Here is a 24,189-nt window from a genome sequence, read left to right as displayed (position 1 = left end):
TTATCGGGTTTCCAACGCCGCACTTGCCAGCCTTAAAACGACATCAAGCAATCTGTGCCTTGGCAGATACCCGTTCGAACGTTGCTTCGTCCAACGCATCCTCCTGCTCATCCAGCACCTGGCGCGGGTGCTCGAAACCGGGGATGCTGCTGTCGATCAGGCTCATCAAGCGCGAACCGCGTTCGGTCAGCACGAAATTTTCTCCATTTCCGCCGTCTTCCTCGGGTCGGCTTTCGATAAAGCCACGCTTGAACAGCAGCTTTTCATATTCGCAGGCACGGGTTTTAAGGTGGTCCAGGTCACCCACCGGCTCACCCTTGGCGGCCAGCGCGGCGGCGTGCTGCTCGGCATAGGGGCGGGGCGTGAAGCTGTGACCGGCGCCGTTCTGCACTTCGTGCAGCAAGCGTTCGATCAGGTCCCAGTCGTAGGCGATGCTCATGGCTACGGGCTCCTGCTGTGGACGGAAGGGGTACACAGGTTGGGACCTGCCGGTAAGGGCGGTGTTCCGAAAATGAAAGCGGGAAGGAATGCCATCGCCAGGAGCCGCTTAGGCGGCAATAGGCAGAAACCATTTGCTGCCTCGCCACCTGTAGTTTATAAACTACATTCGCTCGATGAAAAAAATCGAATCCAGCAGTTTCAGACATTGGGTGACCGGCCTGCGGGACAGCAGCGCCAGAGCCCGAATCATTTCTCGGATCAACCGGTTAATGGAGGGTCTACCTGGCGACGTATCACCGGTTGGCCATGGCGTCAGTGAACTCAGGATTCACTACGGGCCTGGCTACCGGGTGTACTTCCATCAGACGGGCAACACTTTCGTCATTCTGTTATGTGGCGGCGACAAAAGCAGCCAACAGCGTGACATCAAGGCAGCCCACCAGATTCTGCGTTCGTGGAGGATGCAAAATGACTGAAACCTTTTCCGAATTCGACCCCGCCGAGTACCTCACAACGCCCGAAGCAATCGCGCAGTTCATGACCGACGCACTTGAGACTGGCGATGCCGGCTATGTCGCCAAAGCGGTTGGCGTGGTGGCCCGTGCAAAAGGCATGAGCGAACTGGCCAAAGAAACTGGCCTGTCTCGCGAACAGCTCTACAGGTCGTTCAGCGAGCACGGCAACCCGACCCTGAAGTCGTTCCTGACCGTGATGAAGGCATTAGGAATAGACATGACGGCGCGCCCCCACCTTGCTGGCTGAGTATCTGTTTGCACCATCAGTCTTTAACGCTGAACTACCACGCCCCTTTAGCCCTCCACCGCGCATAGCCACCGCTGGAGGTAGAAAGGATGAAACCGCTACTACCCATTGCCTGCGCCACCGCCCTTCTCTGCGCCTTGCCCGCCTGGGCCTGCACACCGGAAGAAGCAACGCAGAAACGTGAACAGCTGGCCGGGTTGGTCACGCAGTTGACCGAACAGAACCCGCAAAAGGCCAAGGAGATCAATGACGAGCTTCAGGGGATGGATTTGCAGACGGCGAGCAAGGACTTGCCCGACAAGTGTCAGCTGATTGACCAGCGGATCAAGGAGTTGAAAACGGCGGAAAAGAAGGCTGACTAATTGTCGCCTGTGACGAAATTGTCGCGGGCACCCCCGCCCCCACAGGTACAACACAGCCTTTGAAATCCGTGATGACCCTGTGGGAGCGGGCGTGCCCGCGAAAAAGGCAACACTGCTTGAGAATGTTACTCGGCAGCAGGCTTGCGCTTTTTCAGCGGCGCCAGGCCGTCGGCGCTGGCCAGTGGCGCGTTGGCCCTAGGCTTGGCGGTAGGCTTGCGCTTGGCGGCAGTTTTCTTTTCGCCGGTTTTTTTCTCGACCTTCTTCTTCTTGCTGCCAGCCGCCTTGCCAGAAGCCTTGACCTTCTTCGGCCCGCTGTAGGTGCCCTTCACTTCCTTGATCACCCGGCGCTCGAACTGCTGCTTGAGGTAGCGCTCGATGCTCGACATCAGGTTCCAGTCGTTGTGGGTGATCAGCGAGATCGCCAGGCCTTCGCCACCGGCACGGCCGGTACGACCCACACGGTGGACGTACTCGTCACCGCTGCGCGGCATGTCGAAGTTGATGACCAGGTCCAGGCCGTCGATGTCCAGGCCACGGGCAGCCACGTCGGTGGCCACCAGTACCTTGGAGCTGCCCTGCTTGAAACGCTCGATGGCCAGCTTGCGGTCCTTCTGGTCCTTTTCGCCGTGCAGCACGAAGGCCTTGACGTCCTTGGCCACCAAGTGGCCGTAGATGCGGTCGGCCAGGGCGCGGGTATTGGTGAAGATGATTGCCTTGTCGAAGGTCTCGTTGGCCAGCAGCCACTGCACGATCGCCTCTTTGTGCTGGTCGTGGTCAGCAGTGATGATCTGCTGGCGGGTGCCTTCGGCCAGTTGCGAGACGCTGTTGAGCATCAGATGCTCAGGGTCTTTGAGTACTTTGCCGATGATGTCGCGCAGGGCCGCGCCACCGGTCGTGGCGGAGAACAGCAGGGTTTGCTCGCGGTTCTCGCACTCCTTGCACAGGCGCTCCATGTCTTCGGCGAAGCCCATGTCGAGCATGCGGTCGGCTTCGTCGAGGATCATCACTTGCACGTGGGACAGGTCGAGGTTGCCGGCATTGAGATGTTCGAGCAAGCGGCCCGGGGTGCCGATCAGCACGTCCGGCACCTTGCGCAGCATGGCGGCCTGTTCCTTGAAGTCTTCACCGCCAGTGACCAGGCCTGCCTTGACATAGGTGAACTGCGAGAACAGCTGCACTTGCTTGAGGGTCTGCTGGGCCAGCTCGCGGGTCGGCAGCAGGATCAGCGAGCGGATTTCTACCCGTCCACCTTTCAGGTCGACTAGGCGGTTAAGCAGCGGCAGCACGAAAGCTGCCGTTTTGCCGCTACCGGTCTGCGCGGTCACGCGCAGGTCACGCCCTTGCAGGGCCAGGGGGATGGCCGCGGCCTGCACCGGGGTTGGCTCGACAAATTTAAGCTCGGCCACGGCTTTAAGCAGGCGTTCATGCAGGGCGAATTGGGAGAACACGGAGGTAACCTCAGGCAAGTGCGGGAAATTCAGTTGCATAGGGTAACGTTTTCTGCCGGCTTAGCCGAATTTCTTTTGGCAACTTTGCCGCCATCCGCGCTCTAATGGCACTTCGTTTCGCAACAAGACTGTACGCAAGCCCATGGATATCCAACGAATCTGGCGTGACTCCCTCGACCTGTGGGGCACCCTCGACCAACATCCCATGCTGCACGCCGCCATCGGCCTGGCGGTGCTGCTGCTGATTTCCCTGGTAGTCGGCCGCCTGGCACGTTTCCTCATGCTGCACGGCGCGCGCCTGCTGGCCCGCCAGCCAGCGCTGAAGTGGCTGGACGACCTGCGCCACAACAAGGTGTTCCACCGCCTGGCGCAAACGACCCCGTCACTGGTGCTGCAGTTTGGCCTGAAGCTGGTACCGGAGCTGTCCGACACCGCTCAGCACTTCCTGGGCAATGTCGCCCTGGCCTTTACCCTGCTGTTCATGACCATGGCGCTGTCGTGCCTGCTGGACGCCCTGCTCGACATCTATGCCCGCACCGAACACGCCCGCACCCGCTCGATCAAGGGCTATGTGCAACTGGCCAAGATGATGTTGTGGATCTTCGCCTCCATCGTCATCGTCGCCACCTTGATCGACCGCTCGCCGCTGTTGCTGCTGTCCGGTCTGGGTGCCATGTCGGCGGTGCTGCTGTTGGTGTACAAGGACACCCTGCTGTCGTTCGTCGCCAGCGTACAACTGACCAGCAACGACATGCTGCATGTGGGTGACTGGATCGAAATGCCGCAGGTAGGTGCCGATGGCGATGTGGTGGATATCACCCTGCATACGGTGAAGGTGCAGAACTTCGACAAGACCATCGTCTCCATCCCCACCTGGCGCCTGATGAGCGAGTCGTTCCGCAATTACCGCGGCATGCAGCAGTCCGGTGGCCGGCGGATCAAGCGCAGCCTGTTCATCGACGCCGCCGGCGTGCGCTTCCTCACCCGCGAAGAGGAGCAGCGCCTGAGCCAGGTGCAGCTGCTGGGCGACTATCTGGCTGGCAAGCGCCAGGAGCTGCAGAACTGGAACGAAGCGTTGGGACCGGTGGCGGAGCTGTCGGCCAACCGCCGCAAGCTGACCAACATCGGCACCTTCCGCGCGTTTGCCCTGGCCTACCTGAAGAACCATCCCAACGTGCACCCGAATATGACCTGCATGGTGCGGCAGATGCAGACCACTGCCGAAGGCGTACCGCTGGAGATCTACTGCTTCACCACCACCACGGTGTGGGCGGAGTACGAGCGGATCCAGGGGGATATCTTCGACTACCTGCTGGCGGTGCTGCCGGAGTTCGGCTTGAGCCTGTATCAGCAACCGAGTGGCAACGACATGCGAGTGGGACTGGCCGGGCGTGCCACTCAGCGCCACCTGGAAGAAATGAGCGAAGCTTGAGATTGCCGGGGCTGATCTGTAGGAGCAGCCTTGTGCTGCGAATGGGGCGCAAAGCGCCCCCAGATCCCCCCGCATAGCCCGCCGCTATCAGCCCTTACCGACCAACGGTGCCCGCACACGCCCACCCAGGCGGCTCAACCACACCGACGCCAGGATGATCCCGCCACCGATAAACAGCCGCCCCAGCGGCTCGTGCTGGTTCCAGATCAGCAGGTTCAACAGCAGCCCTACCGGCACATGCAGGTTGTTCATCACTGCCAGCGTACCGCCGGAAACCAGGCACGCGCCCTTGTTCCACCAATACAGCCCCAGCGCCGTCGGGCACAGGCCCAGGAACAGCAGCACCAGCCACTGCACATCGGTGCTCGGCAAGTGTTGCGCGTTGCCGAACAACAGGAAGGCCGGCAGCGCCACCAGCAACGCGCCGAGGTAGAAGTAGCCAAAGCGTGCGTAATGCGGCAAGTCGCTGGGGTGGCGTGCGACCAGATGGCGGTACAGCACCTGCCCGGCGGCATAGGTGAAGTTGGCCAGTTGCAGCAGCAGGAAGCCCATGAAGAACTCGCCGCTGATGCTGTCGAAGCGAATCACCGCGGCACCGGCCACGGCAACCAGCGCGGCCAGCAGCGCCCAGGGGTTGAAGCGCCGGTTCATGGCGTCTTCGATCAGGGTCACGTGCAACGGGGTGAGGATGGTGAACAGCAGCACCTCTGGCACCGTGAGCACGCGGAAGCTCAGGTACAGGCAGACGTAGGTGATGCCGTATTGCAGCGCGCCGATCAGCAGCATCGAGCGCATGAAGCGCGGCTCGACCTGGCGCCAGCGAGTCAGCGGCAGGAACACAAGGCCCGCCAGCAGTACCCGTGCGAGCACTGCGAAGTAGCTGTCGACGTGCCCAGCCAGGTACTCGCCGATCAGGCTGAAGGAAAACGCCTGGATCAGCGCGACGATTATCAGGTAGCCCATGGTTGCCTCTCGTGAATCAAGGCCGCGACCTTAGCGGGTTGCGGTAAATGAGTTCAACCATGAGGAATGTAGGGGCTGTACCGGCCTCTTCGCGGCTCGCCCGCGAAGAGGCCGGCTAAGGCGCGCTCAAGATTCCAGGCATAAAAAAGCCCGGCCAATAGCCGGGCAGGTACACCCAAAGGAGCAACAACAGGTGTCAGGGTTGGGAATTCAGTAAACCTCAGGCCACCGCCGCCAGCTTGGCCTTGGCCTGGTTGAGGCCCTTCTCGTGGAACTCGCCGCTCATGTTCAGGCCTTCGGCATGGATGAAATCGACATCGTGAATACCGATGAAGGCCATCACCTGACGCAGGTACGGTTCCTGATGATCGCTGCTGGCACCGGCATGGATACCGCCGCGGGCCGTCAGGACGATGGCGCGCTTGCCGGTCAGCAGACCTTGTGGGCCCGTAGGGGTGTACTTGAAGGTGATGCCGGCACGCAGCACATGGTCCAGCCAGGCCTTGAGGGTGCTGGGGATGGTGAAGTTGTACATCGGTGCGGCCATCACCAGAACATCGGCTGCCAGCAATTCATCGGTCAATTCGTTGGATCGGGCCAGGGCGTCCAGCTCAGCGGCGCTGCGCTGTCCTTCGGGTTTCATCCAGCCACCCAGCAGGTTGGCATCCAGATGCGGCACCGGGTTCACCGCCAGGTCGCGCACAGTGATCTGATCGGTCGGGTGGGCGGCCTGCCATTGCTGGATAAAATCAGCGGTCAGTTGACGGGAAACGGAATCCTGCTGACGGGCGCTGCTTTCGATGATCAGTACGCGGGACATGGGGTGCCTCCATCGGAAAATAGGGTTGCGATTCGATGGAGGTGAGATTAAGGCTTGACCTATCGATAAAAAAGCGTAAAAAGTGGGTTCAATCAATCGATTAATCAGTTTATTCCGCACTGCAGCTCAAGGCGATCCGCAGTTTTATGATCTGCCGGTTGAATTTGGCGGTGACATCGACGCTTTTACCGGCCGGTACGTTCACCCGGCGCACTCGCGGCGCTTCCGGGCCATTGCGAAAGGTCACCTTGCACGCCGCCGGGACCTGCCCATAGTTGTTGAGGGTAATGGCGCCAATGTCGTAGGCCGTGTCATAGGCGGTGTAGTCGAGCTTGACCCCGGTCAGCTCTTTCTCCACATCGATGGGATAAGCCATGGCCCCGAGGGGCAGGCACATCAGTATTGCCGCACAACATTTCTTCATCGGCCGCTCTCCTTGAAAGAGCGCAGCTTAGGACAACAGGAGCGAAAGATGAAAGCGCCGCGCGTAACCCTTGACCAGTGGCGAACCCTGCAAGCAGTGGTCGATCACGGCGGGTTTGCCCAGGCCGCCGAGGCCTTGCACCGTTCGCAATCCTCGGTCAGCTACACCGTGGCCCGCATGCAGGAGCAACTGGGCGTGCCGCTGTTGCGCATCGATGGCCGCAAGGCGGTGCTGACCGAGGCCGGCAATGTGCTGCTGCGCCGCTCGCGCCACCTGGTCAAGCAGGCCAGCCAGCTCGAAGACCTGGCCCACCACATGGAGCAGGGCTGGGAAGCCGAGGTGCGGCTGGTGGTCGATGCCGCCTACCCCAGTGCCCGCCTGGTGCGCGCCCTGGCCGCATTCATGCCGCAAAGCCGCGGCTGCCGAGTGCGCCTGCGTGAAGAAGTGCTGTCTGGCGTGGAAGAAGTGATGCACGAAGGCATCGCCGACCTGGCCATCAGCAGCTACAGCATCGGCGGCTACCTGGGCGCCGAGCTGAGCGCGGTGGAGTTCGTCGCCGTCGCTCACCCCGAACACAGCCTGCATCGCCTGGGCCGCGAACTGACTTTCCAGGACCTGGAAAGCCAGTTGCAGGTGGTGATCCGCGACTCCGGCCGCGCGCAGCCACGCGACGTCGGCTGGCTGGGCGCCGAGCAACGCTGGACCGTCGGCAGCCTGGGTACCGCCGCCACCTTCGTCAGCAGCGGCCTAGGCTTTGCCTGGCTACCCCGGCACATGATCGAGCGCGAACTGCGCGAAGGCGTGCTCAAGCCTTTACCGCTGGATCAGGGTGGCAGCCGCCATCCACTGTTCTACCTTTATTCGAGCAAAGAGAAGACCCTGGGCCCGGCTACGCAGATTCTCATCGACCTGCTGCGCAATTTCGACACCGCGCCACTGGACGTGCCCTTCGCAGCCCCCCCACAAGCCTGAGAGGACCGCGCCCATGGCCTATTTCGAACACGAAGGATGCGCACTGCATTACGAGGAATATGGCCAAGGCGAACCACTGGTGTTGCTCCATGGCCTGGGCTCCAGCTGCCAGGACTGGGAGTTGCAAGTGCCGGAGCTCAGCCGCCACTACCGGGTGATCCTCATGGATATCCGCGGTCACGGCCGCTCCGACAAACCCCGTGATGGTTACCAGATCGCTACCTTCAGTGCCGACCTGCTGGCCCTTCTGGAACACCTGCACACAGGCCCCGTGCACTTCGTCGGCCTGTCCATGGGCGGCATGGTCGGCTTCCAGTTTGCCGTCGATCACCCGCAATGGTTGCGCAGCCTGTGCATCGTCAACAGCGCCCCGGAGGTCAAGCGCCGTACCCGCAGTGACTGGGTATGGTGGCTCAAGCGCTGGGGCCTGGCGCGCGTCCTCAGTGTCGAAACCGTCGGCAAGGGCCTGGCCGAGCGGCTGTTCCCCAAGCCCGAGCAAGCCGACCTGCGGCAAAAGATGGCCCAGCGCTGGGCGCGCAACGACAAACGCGCCTACCTCAAGAGTTTCGACGCCATCGTCGACTGGGGGGTACAGGAACGCATCGGGCAGATTCACTGCCCTACCCTGGTGATCGCCGCCGACCACGATTACACCCCGATACAACTGAAACAGCGCTATGTCGCCCTGATGCCCAACGCCAGGCTGGTCGTCGTCGACGATTCCCGGCACGCTACGCCCCTCGATCAACCCGAGGTCTTCAACCAGACCCTGCTGCAGTTCCTCGCAGCCGCCTCCACCTCTCAAGGATCTTTGAGCCCATGCTGAAAAAATTCCTGCTCACCGCCTGCTCAGTCGCCTTCGCCACCAGCGTCATGGCCTCCGACAAGACCCCGCACGTTCTGCTGGACACCAGCTTCGGCCAGGTCGAAATCGAGTTGAACGCCGAGAAGGCACCGGTCAGTACGAAGAATTTCCTGCAATACGTCGACAGCGGTTTCTACAACAATACGATTTTCCACCGGGTGATCCCCGGTTTCATGGTTCAGGGCGGCGGCTTCACTGACCAGATGGTGCAGAAGAACACCAACGACCCGATCCAGAACGAGGCCAGCAATGGCCTGCTGAACACCCGTGGCACCCTGTCGATGGCGCGCACCTCGGACCCGAATTCCGCCACCAGCCAGTTCTTCATCAACGTGGCCGACAACGACTTCCTCAACCCGGGGCGGGACCGTGGCTACGCCGTGTTCGGCAAGGTGACCAAGGGCATGGAAGTGGTCGACCAGATCGTCAATTCACCGACCACCATCAAGAAAGGCATGCGCGATGTACCGGCGGACCCGGTGTACATCAAGTCGGCCAAACGCATCGACTGACCGCAGGCTTCACAGGGACGTGAAACCGCCTGAGGGCAGGATGGAAAAGGAGTGTCGTTACCCATGCTGTACCGCCGTTTCGAGCAACTGATCGACATTTTTCGCGAAGCCCCCAGCGAGTCGCCGCCGACCACCGTGTGGCCGTTCTACCTGTACTACCTGCGTCAGGTGTGGCCTAGCTTCCTGGCCTTGCTGGTGGTCGGCCTGTTCGCCTCGCTGATCGAGGTGGCGATGTTCAGCTACCTCAGCCGCATCATCGACCTGGCCCAAGGCACGCCCAACGCCAACTTCTTCAGCGAGCACAGTGGCGAACTGATCTGGATGCTGGTGGTAATCCTGCTGCTGCGGCCGGTGTTCTTCGGCCTGCACGACCTGCTGGTGCACCAAACCATCAACCCCGGCATGACCAGCCTGATCCGCTGGCAAAACCACACCTACGTGCTCAAGCAGAGCCTGAACTTCTTCCAGAGCGACTTCGCCGGGCGTATCGCCCAGCGCATCATGCAGACCGGCAACTCGCTGCGTGACTCGGCCGTGCAGGCAGTGGACGCCCTCTGGCACGTGCTGATCTACGCCATCACCTCGCTGGTGCTGTTCGCCGAGGCCGACTGGCGCCTGATGCTCCCACTGCTGTTGTGGATCGTCGGCTATATCGCCGCGCTCTTCTACTTCGTGCCAAGGGTGAAGGAACGCTCGGTAATCTCTTCCGACGCACGTTCCAAGCTGATGGGGCGTATCGTCGATGGTTACACCAACATCGCCACCCTGAAGCTGTTCGCCCACACCGATTACGAACAGCAGTACGCACGCGAAGCGATCCGCGAACAGACCGAGAAAACCCAACTTGCCTCGCGCGTGGTCACCAGCATGGACGTGGTCATCACCACCCTCAACGGCCTGCTGGTGGTGACCACCACCGGCCTTGCACTGTGGCTGTGGAGCCAATCACTGATCACGGTGGGCGCCATCGCACTGGCCACCGGCCTGGTGATCCGTATCGTCAACATGTCGGGCTGGATCATGTGGGTGGTCAACGGCATCTTCGAGAACATCGGCATGGTTCAGGATGGCCTGCAGACCATCGCCCAACCGGTCACGGTCACCGACCAACCCAATGCGCCGCCACTCAAGGTCAGCCGCGGCGCGGTGCGTTTCGATGACGTCGACTTCCATTACGGCAAAGCCGCCAACGTTATTGAAGGGCTTGACCTGGACATCCGCCCAGGCGAAAAGATCGGTTTGATCGGCCCGTCCGGGGCGGGCAAGTCGACCCTGGTCAACCTGCTGCTGCGCCTTTACGACGTGCAAGGTGGGCGCATCCTCATCGATGGCCAGGACATTGCCCAGGTGAGCCAGGCCAGCCTGCGCGCACAAATTGGCATGATCACCCAGGACACCTCGCTGCTGCACCGCTCCATCCGCGACAACCTGCTGTATGGTCGCCCCGGCGCCAGCGAGGCTGAGTTGCTCGAAGCCGTGCGCCGGGCCCGCGCCGACGAGTTCATCCCGCAGCTGTCGGACGCCCAGGGGCGCACCGGCTTCGATGCCCATGTGGGTGAGCGCGGGGTGAAGTTGTCGGGCGGCCAGCGCCAGCGCATCGCCATCGCCCGAGTACTGTTGAAGAACGCACCGATCCTGATCATGGACGAGGCCACTTCGGCACTGGACTCGGAAGTGGAGGCAGCCATTCAGGAAAGCCTGGAGACGCTGATGCAAGGCAAGACGGTGATTGCCATTGCCCACCGGCTTTCGACCATTGCCCGCATGGACCGGCTGGTGGTGCTGGACAAAGGGCGGATTGTCGAGAGTGGCAGCCACAGTGAGCTATTGGAGCAACAAGGCTTGTATGCCCGCCTGTGGCACCACCAGACCGGGGGGTTTGTCGGGGTCGACTGACACCTGCTCCGGCCTCTTCGGCATACCCCCTCACCCCTTCCCGCTCCTGCAGCAGAAAATCCTCCACCGCCCGCCGTAACCCCGGGTGCAGCAGGTAATGCCAGGACCGCGTCAACACCGGCTCGAACCCACGAATCAGCTTGTGTTCGCCCTGCGCCCCGGCATCGAAACGCTGCAAACCTTCGGCAATGGCAAAGTCCATACCCTGGTAGAAACACGTCTCGAAATGCAGCCGGTCGAACGCGTCCAGACAGCCCCAGTAACGGCCAAACAAACTGTCGCCACCCACCAGGCTCAACGCCATCGCCACATCACGCCCACCCTGGCGCGCCATGACCACACGCACAGCCTCGGGCATCCGCTCGGCCAGCATGCTGAAAAACTCGCGTGTCAGGTAAGGTGCACGGCGGCGCACCGCATAGGTGTTGGCATAGCACAAGAAGACGAAATCCCACTGCGCCTCGTCCAGCTCATCACCGCGGTACCAGCGGAAATCGATGCCCTGCCCCACCACCTGCTCGCGCTCCTTGCGCATTTGCTTGCGCTTGCGCGAGCTGAGGCTGTCGAGAAAGTCCTGGAAGTCGCGGTACCCTCTGTTTTGCCAGTGGAACTGGCATCCCAGGCGCTCCATCCAGCCTGGCAGGCCAGCCAACTGCGCGTCCAGCGCCGGGTCGGTGAAGTTGATGTGCGCACCCGACAGCCCGCCTTTGCCCAAGTACTCCGGCAGCGCCTGCAGCAACAGCAGGCCATCGGCAGGGTCGCGGGTGAGCAGGCGCGGCCCGCTGACCGGGCTGAACGGCACGGCACCAAGCAGCTTGGGGTAATAGGCGATACCAGCCCGCTCACAGGCATCGGCCCAACCATGATCGAACACATACTCGCCAAACGAGTGCCACTTGCGGTACGCCGGCAACAGCGCCCGCACCTGTCCGTCACGCTCCAGCACCAGGTGCTCGGCGGCCCAACCGGTATTGCGCGTCACGCTGCCGCTGTCCTCCATGGCACTGAGAAACGCATGGCGCAGGAACGGTTGGCCGGCCGGCACCAGGGCATCCCAGGTGGCCGCCGGAAGATCACGCAAATGGGCAAGGCTGTACAGGCTGGTCACGGTGTCGGCTCGCAATTCGAAGGCCTTCAGTATCCCCAAGGACGGCCCGGCACTCAAATGACGAACGCCGGGCTGATCCTTTTATTCTCAATTACTTAACAACAGTGCCACTAATTAGACATTAATCTGTCATTGCCCCCCGCAATACTTGCGCCTGTTTTCCGGAACCCCAGAACCTGTCTATTCAGGCCCTTTCCGAAGACATGCCAACGCAGGGGCAGGCGCTTGAGCCTCCCCCATTTTTTTCAGTAGGGAGAACCTTATGCGTCTTGTTTCTACACTTACCGGAGTGAGCCTCACCGGCATGATGCTGGCTCTGAGCGCCCCGGCCAGTGCTGCTGTCGACGCCAAGCTGCTCGAAATGCTCCGCGCCAATGGCTCGATCAACCAGGCGCAGTACAACGAACTGCAGGGCGACCTGGCAAAAGAAACCAAGGAAAAGGCCGACCAGAAAGCTCAGTCCGAACGTATGAGCTCCTTCGAACAAAAAGTGGCATGGGCCGCCAAGACCCAGATCAAGGGTGACGTGCGCCTGCGTTACGAAGACGTCAACGTAGACAATCCGATCTCCCGCAGTGGTAACCAGGACCGTGAGCGCGTGCGTGCCCGTGTCGGCTTCTACAGCGAGATCAACCCGCAGGTCGACGCCGGTGTGCGTGTGGCCACCGGCAGCAGCGCCGATGCCCGCTCGACCAACCAGAGCCTGGACAACTACTTCGAGAAGAAATCGCTGTGGGTCGACCTGGCCTACCTCGACTGGCACCCGACTGCGGTGCCGAACCTGCACCTGATCGGCGGCAAGATGATGCAGCCATGGGTGAGCATGGGCGACATCATCTGGGACAGCGACATCAACCCGGAAGGTGTAGCAGCTACCTACAAGACCAACCTCGGCCCGGCCGAAGTGTTCGGCAGCATCGGTCACTACAACCTGAAGGACAACGTCGACGGCGACGGCGTGCAGTTCAAGCACGACGCACAGCTGTACGCGGCCCAGCTGGGTACCAAGTTCAACGCGGCTGACACCGTCAAGGTTACCGTGGGCGGCAGCGTCTACGGCTACGACAACGACAAGGCCTCGGCAGCCCTGCGCTCGCTGGGCAACACCACCGACGAGTTCAACCTGGTGGAAGGCTTCGGTCAGGTCGACTTTACCGGCTTCGCCATCCCACTGTCGGCTTACGGCCAGTTCGTCAAGAACACCGAAAGCACCGATGGCAAGGACAAGGCATGGCTGGCCGGCCTGAAGAGCAAGATCGGCGCCTGGAGCCTGGACTACAACTACCGCGACGTGCAGCGTAACGGTGTCGTCAGCCTGTTTACCGACTCTGACTTCGGTAACGGCTTCACCGGTTCCCGTGGCCACAAGTTCAAAGTGGGTTACGAAATCGACAAGAACTTCGCCCTGGGCGCGGCCTACATGATGGCCAAAACCGACTATTCCAACCTGCCGAACAGCGATGCTGACGTAGACACCCTGCAGGTCGACCTGGAAGCCAAGTTCTAAGCTGCAAACGCCTCTGCTTCACCTGAAGCGGGAAATGCCGACCCCATCCGGCGTTTCCCGCTTTTTTTGCCTGTAAAATTGTGGGGGCCATTCGCAGCACAAGGCTGCTCCTACAGGGGATCGCGATTCCCTGTAGGAGCAGCCTTGTGCTGCGAATGGGCCGCGTTGCGGCCCCGACAATCTCGGACCAGCACGCAATCAGCGTTTGCGCAGGATCACGCTACCAATCGAATACCCCGCACCGAACGAGCTCAAAACACCCAGCGAGCCCTTGGCCAAATCATCCTGGTACAGGTGGAAGGCAATCACCGAGCCCGCCGAGCTGGTGTTGGCGTAACGGTCGAGAATAACCGGTGCATCCTCTTCGGCCACCTCACGCCCCAGCAGCTTCTTGACGATCAGATGGTTCATGCTGAGGTTGGCCTGGTGCAACCAGAAGCGCTTCACGTCGCTCGGTTGCAAGCCATTTTCCTGCAGGTGCTCACCGATCAGCTCGGCCACCTTCGGGCACACCTCGCGGAACACCTTGCGGCCTTCCTGGATGAACAGCTTGTCCGCTGCGCCTTCGCCTTCTTCGGCCGCACGGTTGAGGAAGCCGAAGTTGTTGCGAATGTTGTTGGAGAACTCGGTCCACAGCTTGCTGCTGACGATGTCGAACTGGTGCGCCGAAGTGGCCTTGTCGGCACGCTCGAGCAACACCGCGGTGGCAGCATCACCAAAGATGAAGTGGCTGTCGCGGTCGCGGAAGTTGAGGTGACCGGTGCACACCTCTGGGTTGACCATCAGCACCGCTCGCGCCTGGCCCAGGGCTACGCTGTTGGCCGCGGTCTGGATACCGAAGGTGGCCGACGAGCACGCCACGTTCATGTCGAAGGCAAAGCCCTGGATGCCCAGCGCCTGTTGCACTTCGATGGCGATGGCCGGGTAGGGGCGCTGCAGGTTGGAGCAGGCGACGATCACTCCATCGACATCCGCAGCCGTACGGCCGGCGCGCTCCAGGGCCTGGCGGGCGGCGGCCACGGCCATTTCGCAGAGCACTGAAGGTTCATCGTTGCTGCGTTCCGGCAGGCGCGGCTTCATGCGCTGCGGGTCGAGGATACCGGCCTTGTCCATGACAAAGCGGCTCTTGATACCCGAGGCCTTTTCGATGAATGCCGCATCGGACAGCGGCGCCGCTTCGACTTCACCGCGCTCGATGGCAGCAGCGTTGTCCTGGTTGAACTGCTGCGACCAGGCATTGAAGGAAGCCACCAGTTCTTCGTTGGAAATGCTCTGGGCCGGGGTGTAAAGGCCGGTGCCGCTGATCACGACGTTATGCACGGTCGTTCCTCTGGTCAAAGGCCATCGCCACAGGGCGCTGGCTGGAAATATGACAGGATAATGGCACTTTAGTGCCAATTTAGGGACATACGCTCACCCAGTGGGAGCGGGCGTGCCCGCGAAGGGCCGCAAAGCGGCCCCAAACTCACTGAAGTGTGCCACAAATCAAGGAAGTTAGCCTTCCACCTGGCCCCATTGCTTGCTCAAACGTTTGTCGGAAATCGGCACCTTGGTCCCCAACTGCTGGGCAAACAGCGACACCCGATATTCCTCCAGCCACCAGCGGTACAAGGCCAACTGCTCATCGCGCTTGCCTTCCTGGGCATGCTTGTCGGCACGGGCCTTGTACTGCGCCCACAAGTTGGCCAGCTCGCCGCTCCACACCCGGTCCTTCTGTACCTGCGCACCCAGCTTCTCCAGGCGCAGTTCCACCGCCTTGAGATAACGCGGCAGCTCCTTGAACCAGGCCCCGGGCGATTCGCGCACGAAGCCCGGGTACACCAGGTTGCCCAGTTGCTGCTTGATGTCGTTCAGCGCCACTGCCTGGCTCAGGTCGATCTTGCCCTTGAAGCGCTTCTGCAGCCCATGCCACAACTTCAGCACTTCCAGGGTCTGGCGCGCCAGGCGCTCGGCATGCTCGGCCCAATTGCCGCGCTTGCGCTCGGCCAGCCCGGCCAGAGCCGCGCCATCACGTGGCAACGGTTGCTCGCCTTCGAGGATGCAGCTGTCCAGGCTGGCCAGCAGGATGTCTTCGACCAGTGCCTCGACCCGGCCCATGTCACGGTACAGCAGGCCCAGTTCGGTCAGCCCCGGCAGCTTGCCGCGCAGGAACTTGGCCGGCTCGGCCAACTGCTGCAGCAGCAGCCGCTGCAACGCACGGCGGTGCTGGAACTCGGCTTCGGCCTGGGTCGAGAAACGTCCTTCCCGCACAGTGCCGTTGTCTTCCACCAAGGCCGGGTAAACGGTCATCGACAGGCCGGCGATCTTCTGCTGGGCGGTCTGCTTCACTTCGCTGAAGGCCTTGGCCTGCACCGGCTGATCACTCTTGGCATCACGCGGCACAGCCAGCGCCGCCTGGCTGGCAGCGGCAAAACGCGCAGTCAGCTCGGCCAGGTCGCGGCCTTCACCCAGGAACTTGCCCTGGCCATCGACCACTTCGATGTTCATGCGCAGGTGGCCTTCGACCAGGTTGACCGATTCGTCCCAGGCCTCGTCCGACACGCGCGCACCGGTCATGCGCAACAGCTCCTGGCCCAAGGCCTGCGGCAGCGCCCCTTGGCCGAAGCTCATGCGCGCCAGCGAAGCCTTGACGAAGTCCGGCACTGGCACGAAGTTCTTGCGCAGGGCCTTGGGCAGGTTGCGCACCAGCGCCACGCACTTGGCTTCCAGCAGGCCTGGCACCAACCACTCCAGGCGCTCGCCGGGCAGGTTCGGCAACAGCGGCGCCGGCACCCGCACGGTTACGCCGTCACGCGGGTGGCCGGGCTCGAAGTGGTAGCTCAGCGGCAGGCGCAACTCGCCCACCTGCAGGCTGTCGGGGTACTGCGCGGCGGTGACTTCGCTGGCCTCGCGCGCCAGCACGTCTTCCTCGCGCATGATCAGCAGGTTGGGGTCCTTCTGACTGCCCATGCGGTACCAGCTGTCGAAGGTCGCGGTCTGATGGATTTCCGCCGGCAGACGCGCTTCGTAGAAGGCGTACAGCGTTTCTTCGTCAGCCAGGATGTCGCGCCGGCGAGCCTTGGCCTCCAGCTCGTCGAGTTCTTCGAGCAGGCGCTTGTTGGCCGCCAGGCACTTGGCCCGCGACTGGATTTCGCCACCCACCAGGCCTTCACGGATAAACAACTCGCGCGAGGTCACCGGGTCGATCGGCCCGTAGTGCACCGGCCGCCGGCCAACCAGAATCAGCCCGTAGAGGGTGATCTGCTCATAAGCCACCACCTGCCCGCGCTTCTTCTCCCAGTGCGGTTCGAAATGGTTCTTCTTGATCAGGTGGCCGGCCAGCGGCTCGATCCAGTCCGGTTCGATCCTGGCCACCATGCGCGCATACAGCTTGGTGGTTTCGACCAACTCGGCAGCCATTACCCACTGCGGGCGCTTGCGCCCCAGGCCCGACGACGGATGCACCCAGAAGCGCCGCTGGCGGGCACCCTGGTAGTCGCCTTCTTCGGTCTTCTGGCCGATCTGGCTGAGCAGCCCGCTGAGGATCGCCTTGTGCAGCTTCTGGTAGTCGGTCGCCTCCTTGTTCACCGTCAGCTGCAGATCGCGGCAGATCAGCGCCAGTTGGCGATGGGCATCGCGCCACTCGCGCAGGCGCAAGTAGTTCAGGAAGTGCTTGCGGCACCAGTTGCGCAGCGGGTTGGCGGTCAACGCCTGGCGCTGTTCCTCAAAGCCACGCCACAGGTTGACCAGCGCGGCGAAGTCGGAATCCACGTCCTTCCACTGTGCGTGCGCCTGGTCGGCGGCCTGCTGGCGCTCTGGTGGGCGCTCGCGCGGGTCCTGCACCGACAGCGCACTGGTGACGATCAGCACTTCCTGCAGGCTGCCCAGGCGCGCACCTTCAAGCAGCATGCGGCCCAGCCGCGGGTCGATCGGCAAACGCGCCAACTGGCGGCCGATTGGCGTCAGCTGGTTTTCGCGGTTGACCGCCGACAGCTCCTGCAACAGGTTGAAGCCGTCGCTGATGGCCTTGCCATCCGGCGGCTCGATGAACGGGAAGGCATCGATTGCGCCCAGGCGCAGGTGCAGCATCTGCAGGATCACCGCCGCCAGGTTGGTGCGCAGGATCTCCGGGTCGGTAAACGCCGGCCGGCCGTTGAAGTCCTCCTCGCTATACAGGCGCACGCAAATGCCCGGTTCGACCCGGCCGCAACGGCCTTTACGCTGGTTGGCGCTGGCCTGCGACACCGCCTCGATAGGTAGGCGCTGGACCTTGGCACGGTAGCTGTAGCGGCTGATGCGCGCGGTACCGGTGTCGATCACATAGCGGATGCCTGGCACCGTCAGCGAGGTTTCGGCGACGTTGGTGGCCAGCACCACGCGGCGCCCGGTGTGCGGCTGGAAGATGCGCTGCTGCTCGGCCGGCGACAGCCGCGCGTACAGCGGCAAAATTTCGGTATGGCGCAGTTGCGCCTTGCGCAGGATCTCGGCGGCATCGCGGATCTCCCGCTCGCCTGGCAGGAAGATCAGCACATCGCCCGGGCCCTTGCCCTCGCTGCGCTCGTGCTGCGCCAGCTCATCCAGGGTGGCGAGGATGGCCTGGTCGACGGTGAGGTCGTCCTCGATCTGGTTGCCCTCTTCGTCCTGCTCGCTGGTCAGCGGGCGGTACCAGGTTTCCACCGGGAAGGTACGCCCGGACACCTCGATGATCGGCGCGTCGTCAAAATGCTTGGAGAAGCGCTCCAGGTCGATGGTCGCCGAAGTAATGATCAGTTTCAGGTCCGGCCGACGATGCAGCAACGTCTTCAGGTAGCCGAGCAGGAAATCGATGTTCAGGCTGCGTTCGTGGGCTTCGTCGACGATGATCGTGTCGTAGCGTTCGAGGAAGCGATCGTGCTGGGTCTCGGCCAGCAGGATACCGTCGGTCATCAGCTTGACCAGGGTGTTGGCATCGCTCTGGTCCTCGAAACGCACCTGGTAGCCGACCAGCCCGCCCAGCGGCGTGCCCAGCTCTTCGGCGACCCGCGCCGCCACGCTGCGCGCGGCAATCCGGCGTGGCTGGGTGTGGGCGATCAGCCCATGGCTGCCACGGCCCAGTTCCAGGCAGATCTTCGGCAGCTGGGTGGTCTTGCCCGAGCCGGTTTCGCCAGCGATCACCAACACCTGGTGTTCGGCCAGGGCCTTCTTGATTTCGTCACGCTTGGCGGCGATCGGCAGGTTGTCGTCGTAGCGCACGGTCGGCACGCTCTGCTGACGCGAGGTGACCTGGGCGCAGGAGGCCTGGACCTTTTCCACCCACTGCGCCAGCTTCGCCTCGTCGGGGCGCTTGCGCAGTTCGTGCAGTTGCCGGCGCAGGCGATGGCGGTCGGCAATCATGGCGTGGTCGAGGTTTTGCAGCAGTTTGTCGATGGCGTGGTCAGTCATGGGGCTTTTTAGTGATGCAGGTGAGCCTGCTTTTTCATGATCGGCATTCGGAAAGTTGGGCGATTGTCGCAGATTTGCCGGTTTTCTGCTGCTTGTGCCGGCCCCTTCGCGGGCTTGCCCGCTCCCACAGAGCCCCCACAGGTTTCAGCCCTGATGGAATCCTGTGGGAGCGGGCAAGCCCGCGAAGAGGCCAGCAGCAACAGCACAAATGTTTAGTCAGGTACGATGTAAAGGTTGCCATTCACTGCTTTAATCAACCTTACCGCGCATGTGAGTATCAAAGGCATGACTCCCGCCCAGCCCATCGCCCCACCCTCGTCCCGCCCTTCGCTACCGAAGGCCCGGAGCCGTGCCGGGGAAAATCCGCTGGTGCACATCATCCTCGCCTTCTGGGCCCTGTGGCACTGCCGCCACGCGCGCCCACCGGACACTTCGCTCACGCCAATGTAACCAAACCCGGCCTGCATCTGGCCGTTTGACTCAGCTGGGCCGCCTGCTTGCGCGGTGGCCCTGTGCGCCCGTGAGCGAATTCATCATGCACTTTGCACCCGTAGAGCAGGCTACCCGTTTCCTGGCCGACAACCCCGATATCGAGCTGTTCGAACTGTTCATCCTCGACGCCAACGGCGTACCACGCGGCAAGCTGCTGCACCGCGAGGAACTGCTGGCCGTGTACCAGACCGGCCGGCCACTGCCCAGCACCATCCTCGGCCTGACCCTGAACGGCGACGACGTAGAAAACTCCGGCCTGGTGTGGGACGTCGGCGATATCGACTGCCGCGCCTACCCACTCGACGGCAGCCTGGTACGCCTGCCCTGGCGCCGGGTGCCAACCGCCGCCGTGCAGGTGAGCATGCACCCCAGCGAGGGCCTGCCGGCCAGCATCGCCGACCCCCGCCATGTGCTGCTGCGCACCATCGACGCGCTGAAGGCCGACGGCTACCACCCGGTGATGGCCTGCGAGCTGGAGTTCTACCTGCTCGATCAGCAGCGCGATGCCCAGGGTCGCCCACAACCGGCGCTGGACAACGATGGCGGGCGCCCACGCAGCACCCAGGTCTATGGCCTGCGCGAGCTGGAACAGATCGAACCCTTCCTCGCCGACCTGTACGCCGCCTGCAAGGCCCAGGGCATTCCTGCGCGCACGGCCATTTCCGAGTACGCCCCCGGCCAGGTGGAAATCACCCTTGAGCACGGCGATGCGCTGCAGGCCATGGACCAGGCCGTGCGCTACAAGCGCCTGGTAAAAGGTGTGGCACATGCCCACGGCATGCAGGCCTGTTTCATGGCCAAGCCGTTCGCGCAATTGGCCGGCACCGGCATGCACATGCACCTGAGCCTGGCCGACAGCGCCGGCAACAACCTGTTCGCCAGCGAGGACAAGGCCGGTACCCCACTGCTGCGCCAGGCGGTGGCTGGCATGCTGCGCCACCTGCGTGACTCGCTGCTGTTGTTCTGCCCCAACGCCAACTCGTTCCGCCGCTTCCAGGCCAACAGCTATGCGCCCCTGGCGCCAACCTGGGGCGTGGACAACCGCACTGTGAGCCTGCGCGTGCCAGGCGGCCCGGCCAACAGCCGCCATGTGGAACACCGTATCTGCGGCGCCGACGCCAACCCTTACCTGGCTGCAGCGGCGATCCTCGCTGCCAGCCACCGGGGCATCCGCGAACAGCTGGACCCGGGCGCACCGGTTGAAGGCAACGGCTATGCCCAGGCCACCGAACACCTGCCCACCGACTGGCTGACCGCCCTCGACGCCCTGCAGCATTCCGATTGGGCCCGCGAAGCCTTGGGCGGGGACTTCCTAGGCGTGTACCTGAAGGTCAAGCGCGCCGAGTACCGCCAGTTCATGGCCGAAGTCAGCGAACAGGACTGGCGCTGGTACCTGCACCAGGCCTGAGCCCCTACATAACAAGGAACACCCATGAACGCAGCATTGAACAAAGGCCCGGCGCAACGCGCACCGTCCTACTACAGCGCCTCCCTCAACGACCACACCGAGTACCCGCAGCTCAAGGGCACGGTGCAGGTGGATGTGGCCATCATCGGCGGCGGCTTTACCGGCGTGGCCACGGCGGTGGAGCTGGCCGAGCGTGGCCTGAAGGTGGCCATCGTCGAAACCAACCGCATTGGCTGGGGCGCCAGCGGGCGCAATGGTGGCCAGGTCACCGGCAGCCTGTCGGGCGACGAGGCCATGCGCTCGCAGATGCGCAACCAGCTGGGCAGTGAAGTCGATGATTTCATCTGGCACTTGCGCTGGCGCGGGCACCAGGTGATCGAACAGCGCGTGGCGCGCTATGGCATCGATTGCGACCTCAAGCGCGGCCACCTGCATGCGGCGATGAAGCCCTCGCACATGACCGAGCTACGCGCCTTCGAGGCCGAGGCACGTCGCCGTGGCATGGGCGAGCAGGTGCAGTTGCTTGACCGCGCGGCTGTGGCCGAACACCTGCAAAGCCCGCTGTACCTGGGTGCATTGAAAAACCTGCGCAACTTGCACCTGCACCCGCTCAACCTGTGCCTGGGCGAAGCCCGTGCCGCGCACAGCCTGGGTGCGCTGATTTTCGAAAACTCCGAAGTGCTGGACATCGTCCACGGCCCGCGTCCGGCGGTGGTTACCGCCCATGGCCGGGTGGAAGCACGCCAGGTGATGCTGGCCGGCGATGTGTATCACAAACTGGAAAAGCGCCAGCTCAAGGGCAAGATCTTCCCGGCCATGGGCGGCATTGTCACCACCGCGCCGCTGGGTGAGTTGGCCGAGCAAATCAACCCGCAGGACCTGGCGGTGTACGACTGCCGCTTCGTGCTCGACTATTACCGCCTGACCGCCGACAAGCGCTTGCTGTTCGGCGGTGGCGCCAACTATTCGGGCCGTGACTCACGGGATATCGAAGGCGAACTGCGCCCGTGCATCGAGCGCACCTTCCCGGCATTGAAAGGGGTGCCGATCGAGTTCCAGTGGAGTTGCGCCATGGGTATCGTGGTCAACCGCATCCCGCAGCTGGGCAAGCTGTCGGACAACGTGTGGTATTGCCAGGGCTATTCGGGGCACGGCATCGCCACCAGCCACATCATGGGCGAGATCATGGCCGAGGCCTTGACCGGGACGCTGGAGAAGTTCGACACCTTCGCCCAGTGCAAGCATGTGCGAGTGCCGATGGGGGATTTGCTGGGGAATCCGCTGCTGGCGGCGGGGATGTGGTACTACCAGATGCTTGAAAAACTGCGCTGATTTCACAGACCACATCGCGGGCAAGCCCGCTCCTACAGGTTAGCGCAATACCTGTAGGAGCGGGCTTGCCCGCGATGAGGCCAGCCTAGATTCAGAAGATCAGGCGATCTTCTTCAGGCCTTGCTTCTTCAGTTCTTCATCGCGCAGCTCACGGCGCAGGATCTTGCCCACGTTGGTGGTCGGCAACGATTCGCGGAACTCGATCAGGCGCGGGACCTTGTAGCCGGTAACGTTGGCACGCATGTGCTCCATCACCTGCTCCTTGGTCACGGTCATGCCCGGCTTGACCACGATGAACACCTTGATCACTTCCCCCGACTTCTCGTCCGGCACACCAATGGCTGCGCACTGCAGCACGCCTGGCAAGGCTGCCAGCACATCCTCCAGCTCGTTGGGGTACACGTTGAAGCCCGAGACCAGGATCATGTCCTTCTTGCGGTCGACGATACGCATGTAGCCGTCCGCCTGGATCAGGGCGATGTCACCGGTCTTCAGCCAGCCTTCGCCGTCGAGAATCTCGGCAGTGGCGTCTTCGCGCTGCCAGTAGCCCTTCATCACCTGCGGGCCCTTGACACACAGCTCGCCCACTTCGCCAAGCGGCAGCTCGTTGCCGGCGTCGTCGATGATCTTGCACAGGGTCGACGGCACCGGAATACCGATGGTACCCACCTGGTTGGCCTCTGCCGGGTTCACCGCCGCCACGGGGCTGGTTTCGGTCATGCCGTAGCCTTCGCAGATAGCGCAACCGGTAACGGCCTTCCAGCGCTCGGCCACGCTCAGCTGCAGGGCCATGCCACCGGACAGGGTGATTTTCAGCGCCGAGAAGTCCAGGGCACGGAACGCCTCGTTGTTGCACAGGGCAACGAACAGGGTGTTGAGGCCGACAAAGCCGCTGAACTTCCACTTGCCCAGTTCCTTGACCATGGCTGGCAGGTCACGCGGGTTGCTGATCAGCACGTTGTGGTTACCGATCAACATCATTGCCATGCAATGGAAGGTAAAGGCGTAGATGTGGTAAAGCGGCAGCGGAGTGATGAGGATTTCGCAGCCTTCGTGCAGGTTCGAGCCCATCAGCGCCCGGCACTGCAGCATGTTGGCCACCAGGTTGCGGTGGGTCAGCATGGCGCCCTTGGCCACGCCTGTCGTGCCGCCGGTATATTGCAGCACCGCCACGTCGTTGGCCTGCGGGTTGGCCTCGGTCACCGGCTGGCCCTTGCCCAGCGCCAGGGCGTCGTTGAAGCGCACGGCCTGCGGCAGGCTGTAGGCCGGCACCATCTTCTTCACATACTTGATCACGCTGTTGATCAGCAGGCGCTTGAGAGGCGGCAGCAGGTCGGCCACTTCGGTGACGATGACGTGCTTGACCTGGGTCTTGGGCACCACCTTCTCGGCCAGGTGAGCCATGTTGGCCAGGCACACCAGGGCCTTGGCGCCGGAGTCGTTGAACTGGTGTTCCATCTCCCGCGCGGTATACAGCGGGTTGGTGTTGACCACGATCAGCCCGGCACGCATGGCACCGAATACCGCGACCGGGTATTGCAGGACATTGGGCAGTTGAACGGCGATGCGGTCACCCGGCTTGAGGTCGGTATGCTGCTGCAGCCAGGCGGCAAATGCCCCCGACAACGCATACAACTCGCCATAAGTGATAGTCTTGCCCAGGTTGCTAAAGGCCGGTTTGTCGGCAAAGCGTTGGCAGGATTGCTTGAGTACTGCCTGGATATTGGGGAATTCGTCAGGATTGATTTCCGCCGTAATCCCGGCTGGGTACTTATCCTTCCAAAAATTTTCGATCATGGAAGCCCACTCCTTCAGCAACAGCGAAGTTCGATTCACGCGTCGATGCGCTTATTATTGATATGAGATGACGGTTCGTTGCAAACCGGATCACCTGAAAGCGGGCCGAGAGTAACAGCTTTGCCTGGGGTCGCCTAGAGGCCAAAACAGGCCTCACAGTCACAAAAATGACTCAATGAACAATACAAGTCATTTTTAGAGTTTTTAACCAAAATGTCGCAGATCAGGCTGTAATCGCCTTGTTAGAG

General features: G+C 62.4%; 19 protein-coding genes and 1 pseudogene. 11 read left to right on the top strand and 9 right to left on the bottom strand.

Features of this window, described 5'->3' with window-relative positions; genetic code table 11:
• Positions 1-43 precede the first annotated feature (43 nt).
• Positions 44-439 carry a transcriptional regulator gene (locus ACNFBR_RS24770; protein ID WP_416737189.1) on the bottom strand — a complete coding sequence of 132 codons (396 nt, stop codon included), beginning with the start codon at positions 437-439 and terminating at the stop codon, positions 44-46.
• 175 nt (positions 440-614) lie between these two features.
• Between ACNFBR_RS24770 and ACNFBR_RS24765 the strand changes: the two genes are divergently transcribed.
• The 3 genes from ACNFBR_RS24765 (at position 615) to ACNFBR_RS24755 (ending at position 1,565) form a co-directional block, all read left to right on the top strand.
• Entirely contained in the window at positions 615-917 is a 303-nt protein-coding gene (locus ACNFBR_RS24765; protein WP_060515449.1) for a type II toxin-antitoxin system RelE/ParE family toxin, read from the top strand.
• On the top strand, positions 910-1,203 hold the full coding sequence (locus ACNFBR_RS24760) for an addiction module antidote protein (protein ID WP_012273611.1): 294 nt from the start codon (positions 910-912) through the stop codon (positions 1,201-1,203). Before ACNFBR_RS24765 ends, ACNFBR_RS24760 begins: the two co-directional genes overlap by 8 nt.
• An 89-nt stretch (positions 1,204-1,292) precedes the next feature.
• Entirely contained in the window at positions 1,293-1,565 is a 273-nt protein-coding gene (locus ACNFBR_RS24755) for a hypothetical protein (RefSeq protein ID WP_416737188.1), read from the top strand.
• 125 nt (positions 1,566-1,690) lie between these two features.
• On the opposite strand, the gene ACNFBR_RS24750 is transcribed toward ACNFBR_RS24755, so the two are convergent.
• A complete protein-coding gene (locus ACNFBR_RS24750) occupies positions 1,691-3,052 on the bottom strand; it encodes a DEAD/DEAH box helicase (RefSeq protein ID WP_416737187.1) in 1,362 nt (453 codons plus the stop codon).
• Between the two features lie 103 nt (positions 3,053-3,155).
• On the opposite strand from ACNFBR_RS24750, the gene ACNFBR_RS24745 reads away from it, so the two are divergent.
• Complete coding sequence (locus ACNFBR_RS24745) at positions 3,156-4,445, top strand: mechanosensitive ion channel family protein (RefSeq protein WP_416737186.1); 1,290 nt, start codon at positions 3,156-3,158, stop codon at positions 4,443-4,445.
• 87 nt (positions 4,446-4,532) lie between these two features.
• Here ACNFBR_RS24745 and ACNFBR_RS24740 read toward each other — a convergent pair whose 3' ends face one another.
• From ACNFBR_RS24740 to ACNFBR_RS24730, 3 genes are all read right to left on the bottom strand, one after another.
• The gene (locus tag ACNFBR_RS24740) at positions 4,533-5,408 is read right to left on the bottom strand and encodes a carboxylate/amino acid/amine transporter (RefSeq protein ID WP_416737185.1); all 876 of its coding nucleotides are present in this window, start codon (positions 5,406-5,408) and stop codon (positions 4,533-4,535) included.
• Positions 5,409-5,628: 220 nt separating this feature from the next.
• Positions 5,629-6,228 carry an FMN-dependent NADH-azoreductase gene (locus tag ACNFBR_RS24735; protein WP_416737184.1) on the bottom strand — a complete coding sequence of 200 codons (600 nt, stop codon included), beginning with the start codon at positions 6,226-6,228 and terminating at the stop codon, positions 5,629-5,631.
• Between the two features lie 109 nt (positions 6,229-6,337).
• Positions 6,338-6,652: a hypothetical protein gene (locus ACNFBR_RS24730; RefSeq protein ID WP_025753884.1), complete on the bottom strand. Its 315-nt coding sequence runs from the start codon at positions 6,650-6,652 to the stop codon at positions 6,338-6,340.
• A gap of 48 nt (positions 6,653-6,700) precedes the next feature.
• Between ACNFBR_RS24730 and ACNFBR_RS24725 the strand changes: the two genes are divergently transcribed.
• The 4 genes from ACNFBR_RS24725 (at position 6,701) to ACNFBR_RS24710 (ending at position 10,897) form a co-directional block, all read left to right on the top strand.
• Positions 6,701-7,624 (top strand): LysR family transcriptional regulator, encoded by a 924-nt coding sequence (locus ACNFBR_RS24725; protein ID WP_012273620.1) that lies wholly within the window; start codon positions 6,701-6,703, stop codon positions 7,622-7,624.
• A gap of 13 nt (positions 7,625-7,637) precedes the next feature.
• Positions 7,638-8,450 carry an alpha/beta fold hydrolase gene (locus ACNFBR_RS24720; protein WP_416737183.1) on the top strand — a complete coding sequence of 271 codons (813 nt, stop codon included), beginning with the start codon at positions 7,638-7,640 and terminating at the stop codon, positions 8,448-8,450.
• Positions 8,444-9,001 carry a peptidylprolyl isomerase gene (locus ACNFBR_RS24715; protein ID WP_416737182.1) on the top strand — a complete coding sequence of 186 codons (558 nt, stop codon included), beginning with the start codon at positions 8,444-8,446 and terminating at the stop codon, positions 8,999-9,001. The genes ACNFBR_RS24720 and ACNFBR_RS24715 overlap by 7 nt, the downstream gene beginning before the upstream one ends.
• Positions 9,002-9,064: 63 nt before the next feature.
• Positions 9,065-10,897 (top strand): ABC transporter ATP-binding protein, encoded by a 1,833-nt coding sequence (locus tag ACNFBR_RS24710; protein WP_416737181.1) that lies wholly within the window; start codon positions 9,065-9,067, stop codon positions 10,895-10,897.
• A gap of 10 nt (positions 10,898-10,907) precedes the next feature.
• On the opposite strand, the pseudogene ACNFBR_RS24705 reads toward ACNFBR_RS24710, so the two are convergent.
• A pseudogene (locus ACNFBR_RS24705) lies at positions 10,908-12,005 on the bottom strand (GNAT family N-acetyltransferase); the annotation flags it as partial.
• 262 nt (positions 12,006-12,267) lie between these two features.
• Between ACNFBR_RS24705 and ACNFBR_RS24700 the strand changes: the two are divergent.
• On the top strand, positions 12,268-13,512 hold the full coding sequence (locus ACNFBR_RS24700) for a putative porin (RefSeq protein WP_264360345.1): 1,245 nt from the start codon (positions 12,268-12,270) through the stop codon (positions 13,510-13,512).
• Between the two features lie 198 nt (positions 13,513-13,710).
• Here ACNFBR_RS24700 and ACNFBR_RS24695 read toward each other — a convergent pair whose 3' ends face one another.
• Both ACNFBR_RS24695 and hrpA read right to left on the bottom strand, forming a co-directional pair.
• On the bottom strand, positions 13,711-14,832 hold the full coding sequence (locus tag ACNFBR_RS24695) for a beta-ketoacyl-ACP synthase III (RefSeq protein ID WP_416737180.1): 1,122 nt from the start codon (positions 14,830-14,832) through the stop codon (positions 13,711-13,713).
• A gap of 174 nt (positions 14,833-15,006) precedes the next feature.
• Positions 15,007-18,912, bottom strand: coding sequence for an ATP-dependent RNA helicase HrpA (gene hrpA / locus ACNFBR_RS24690; protein ID WP_416737179.1), 3,906 nt, complete (start codon positions 18,910-18,912; stop codon positions 15,007-15,009).
• A gap of 535 nt (positions 18,913-19,447) precedes the next feature.
• On the opposite strand from hrpA, the gene ACNFBR_RS24685 reads away from it, so the two are divergent.
• Positions 19,448-20,812 (top strand): glutamine synthetase family protein, encoded by a 1,365-nt coding sequence (locus ACNFBR_RS24685; protein WP_416737178.1) that lies wholly within the window; start codon positions 19,448-19,450, stop codon positions 20,810-20,812.
• Positions 20,813-20,836: 24 nt separating this feature from the next.
• Positions 20,837-22,144, top strand: a complete 1,308-nt coding sequence (locus ACNFBR_RS24680) for an NAD(P)/FAD-dependent oxidoreductase (protein WP_416737177.1) — start codon at positions 20,837-20,839, stop codon at positions 22,142-22,144.
• A 99-nt stretch (positions 22,145-22,243) separates the two neighbouring features.
• Here the strand turns inward: ACNFBR_RS24680 and fadD1 are convergent, their stop codons facing one another.
• A complete protein-coding gene (gene fadD1 / locus ACNFBR_RS24675; RefSeq protein WP_416737176.1) occupies positions 22,244-23,941 on the bottom strand; it encodes a long-chain-fatty-acid--CoA ligase FadD1 in 1,698 nt (565 codons plus the stop codon).
• Positions 23,942-24,189: the final 248 nt, after the last annotated feature.

Source organism: Pseudomonas sp. NY11955 (assembly GCF_048068035.1).
In the GTDB taxonomy this organism is placed as follows: Bacteria; Pseudomonadota; Gammaproteobacteria; order Pseudomonadales; family Pseudomonadaceae; genus Aquipseudomonas.
Note: the sequence above shows the minus strand (reverse complement) of the source record. Positions and strands in the feature narration are given on the sequence as shown.

Bases quoted from the DNA above. Each gene is read 5' to 3' on its own strand.
- ACNFBR_RS24770 (WP_416737189.1), bottom strand. From the start codon at position 439: ATGAGCATCGCCTACGACTGGGACCTGATCGAACGCTTGCTGCACGAA.
- ACNFBR_RS24765 (WP_060515449.1), top strand. From the start codon at position 615: ATGAAAAAAATCGAATCCAGCAGTTTCAGACATTGGGTGACCGGCCTG.
- ACNFBR_RS24760 (WP_012273611.1), top strand. From the start codon at position 910: ATGACTGAAACCTTTTCCGAATTCGACCCCGCCGAGTACCTCACAACG.
- ACNFBR_RS24755 (WP_416737188.1), top strand. From the start codon at position 1,293: ATGAAACCGCTACTACCCATTGCCTGCGCCACCGCCCTTCTCTGCGCC.
- ACNFBR_RS24750 (WP_416737187.1), bottom strand. From the start codon at position 3,052: ATGCAACTGAATTTCCCGCACTTGCCTGAGGTTACCTCCGTGTTCTCC.
- ACNFBR_RS24745 (WP_416737186.1), top strand. From the start codon at position 3,156: ATGGATATCCAACGAATCTGGCGTGACTCCCTCGACCTGTGGGGCACC.
- ACNFBR_RS24740 (WP_416737185.1), bottom strand. From the start codon at position 5,408: ATGGGCTACCTGATAATCGTCGCGCTGATCCAGGCGTTTTCCTTCAGC.
- ACNFBR_RS24735 (WP_416737184.1), bottom strand. From the start codon at position 6,228: ATGTCCCGCGTACTGATCATCGAAAGCAGCGCCCGTCAGCAGGATTCC.
- ACNFBR_RS24730 (WP_025753884.1), bottom strand. From the start codon at position 6,652: ATGAAGAAATGTTGTGCGGCAATACTGATGTGCCTGCCCCTCGGGGCC.
- ACNFBR_RS24725 (WP_012273620.1), top strand. From the start codon at position 6,701: ATGAAAGCGCCGCGCGTAACCCTTGACCAGTGGCGAACCCTGCAAGCA.
- ACNFBR_RS24720 (WP_416737183.1), top strand. From the start codon at position 7,638: ATGGCCTATTTCGAACACGAAGGATGCGCACTGCATTACGAGGAATAT.
- ACNFBR_RS24715 (WP_416737182.1), top strand. From the start codon at position 8,444: ATGCTGAAAAAATTCCTGCTCACCGCCTGCTCAGTCGCCTTCGCCACC.
- ACNFBR_RS24710 (WP_416737181.1), top strand. From the start codon at position 9,065: ATGCTGTACCGCCGTTTCGAGCAACTGATCGACATTTTTCGCGAAGCC.
- ACNFBR_RS24700 (WP_264360345.1), top strand. From the start codon at position 12,268: ATGCGTCTTGTTTCTACACTTACCGGAGTGAGCCTCACCGGCATGATG.
- hrpA (WP_416737179.1), bottom strand. From the start codon at position 18,912: ATGACTGACCACGCCATCGACAAACTGCTGCAAAACCTCGACCACGCC.
- ACNFBR_RS24685 (WP_416737178.1), top strand. From the start codon at position 19,448: ATGCACTTTGCACCCGTAGAGCAGGCTACCCGTTTCCTGGCCGACAAC.
- ACNFBR_RS24680 (WP_416737177.1), top strand. From the start codon at position 20,837: ATGAACGCAGCATTGAACAAAGGCCCGGCGCAACGCGCACCGTCCTAC.
- fadD1 (WP_416737176.1), bottom strand. From the start codon at position 23,941: ATGATCGAAAATTTTTGGAAGGATAAGTACCCAGCCGGGATTACGGCG.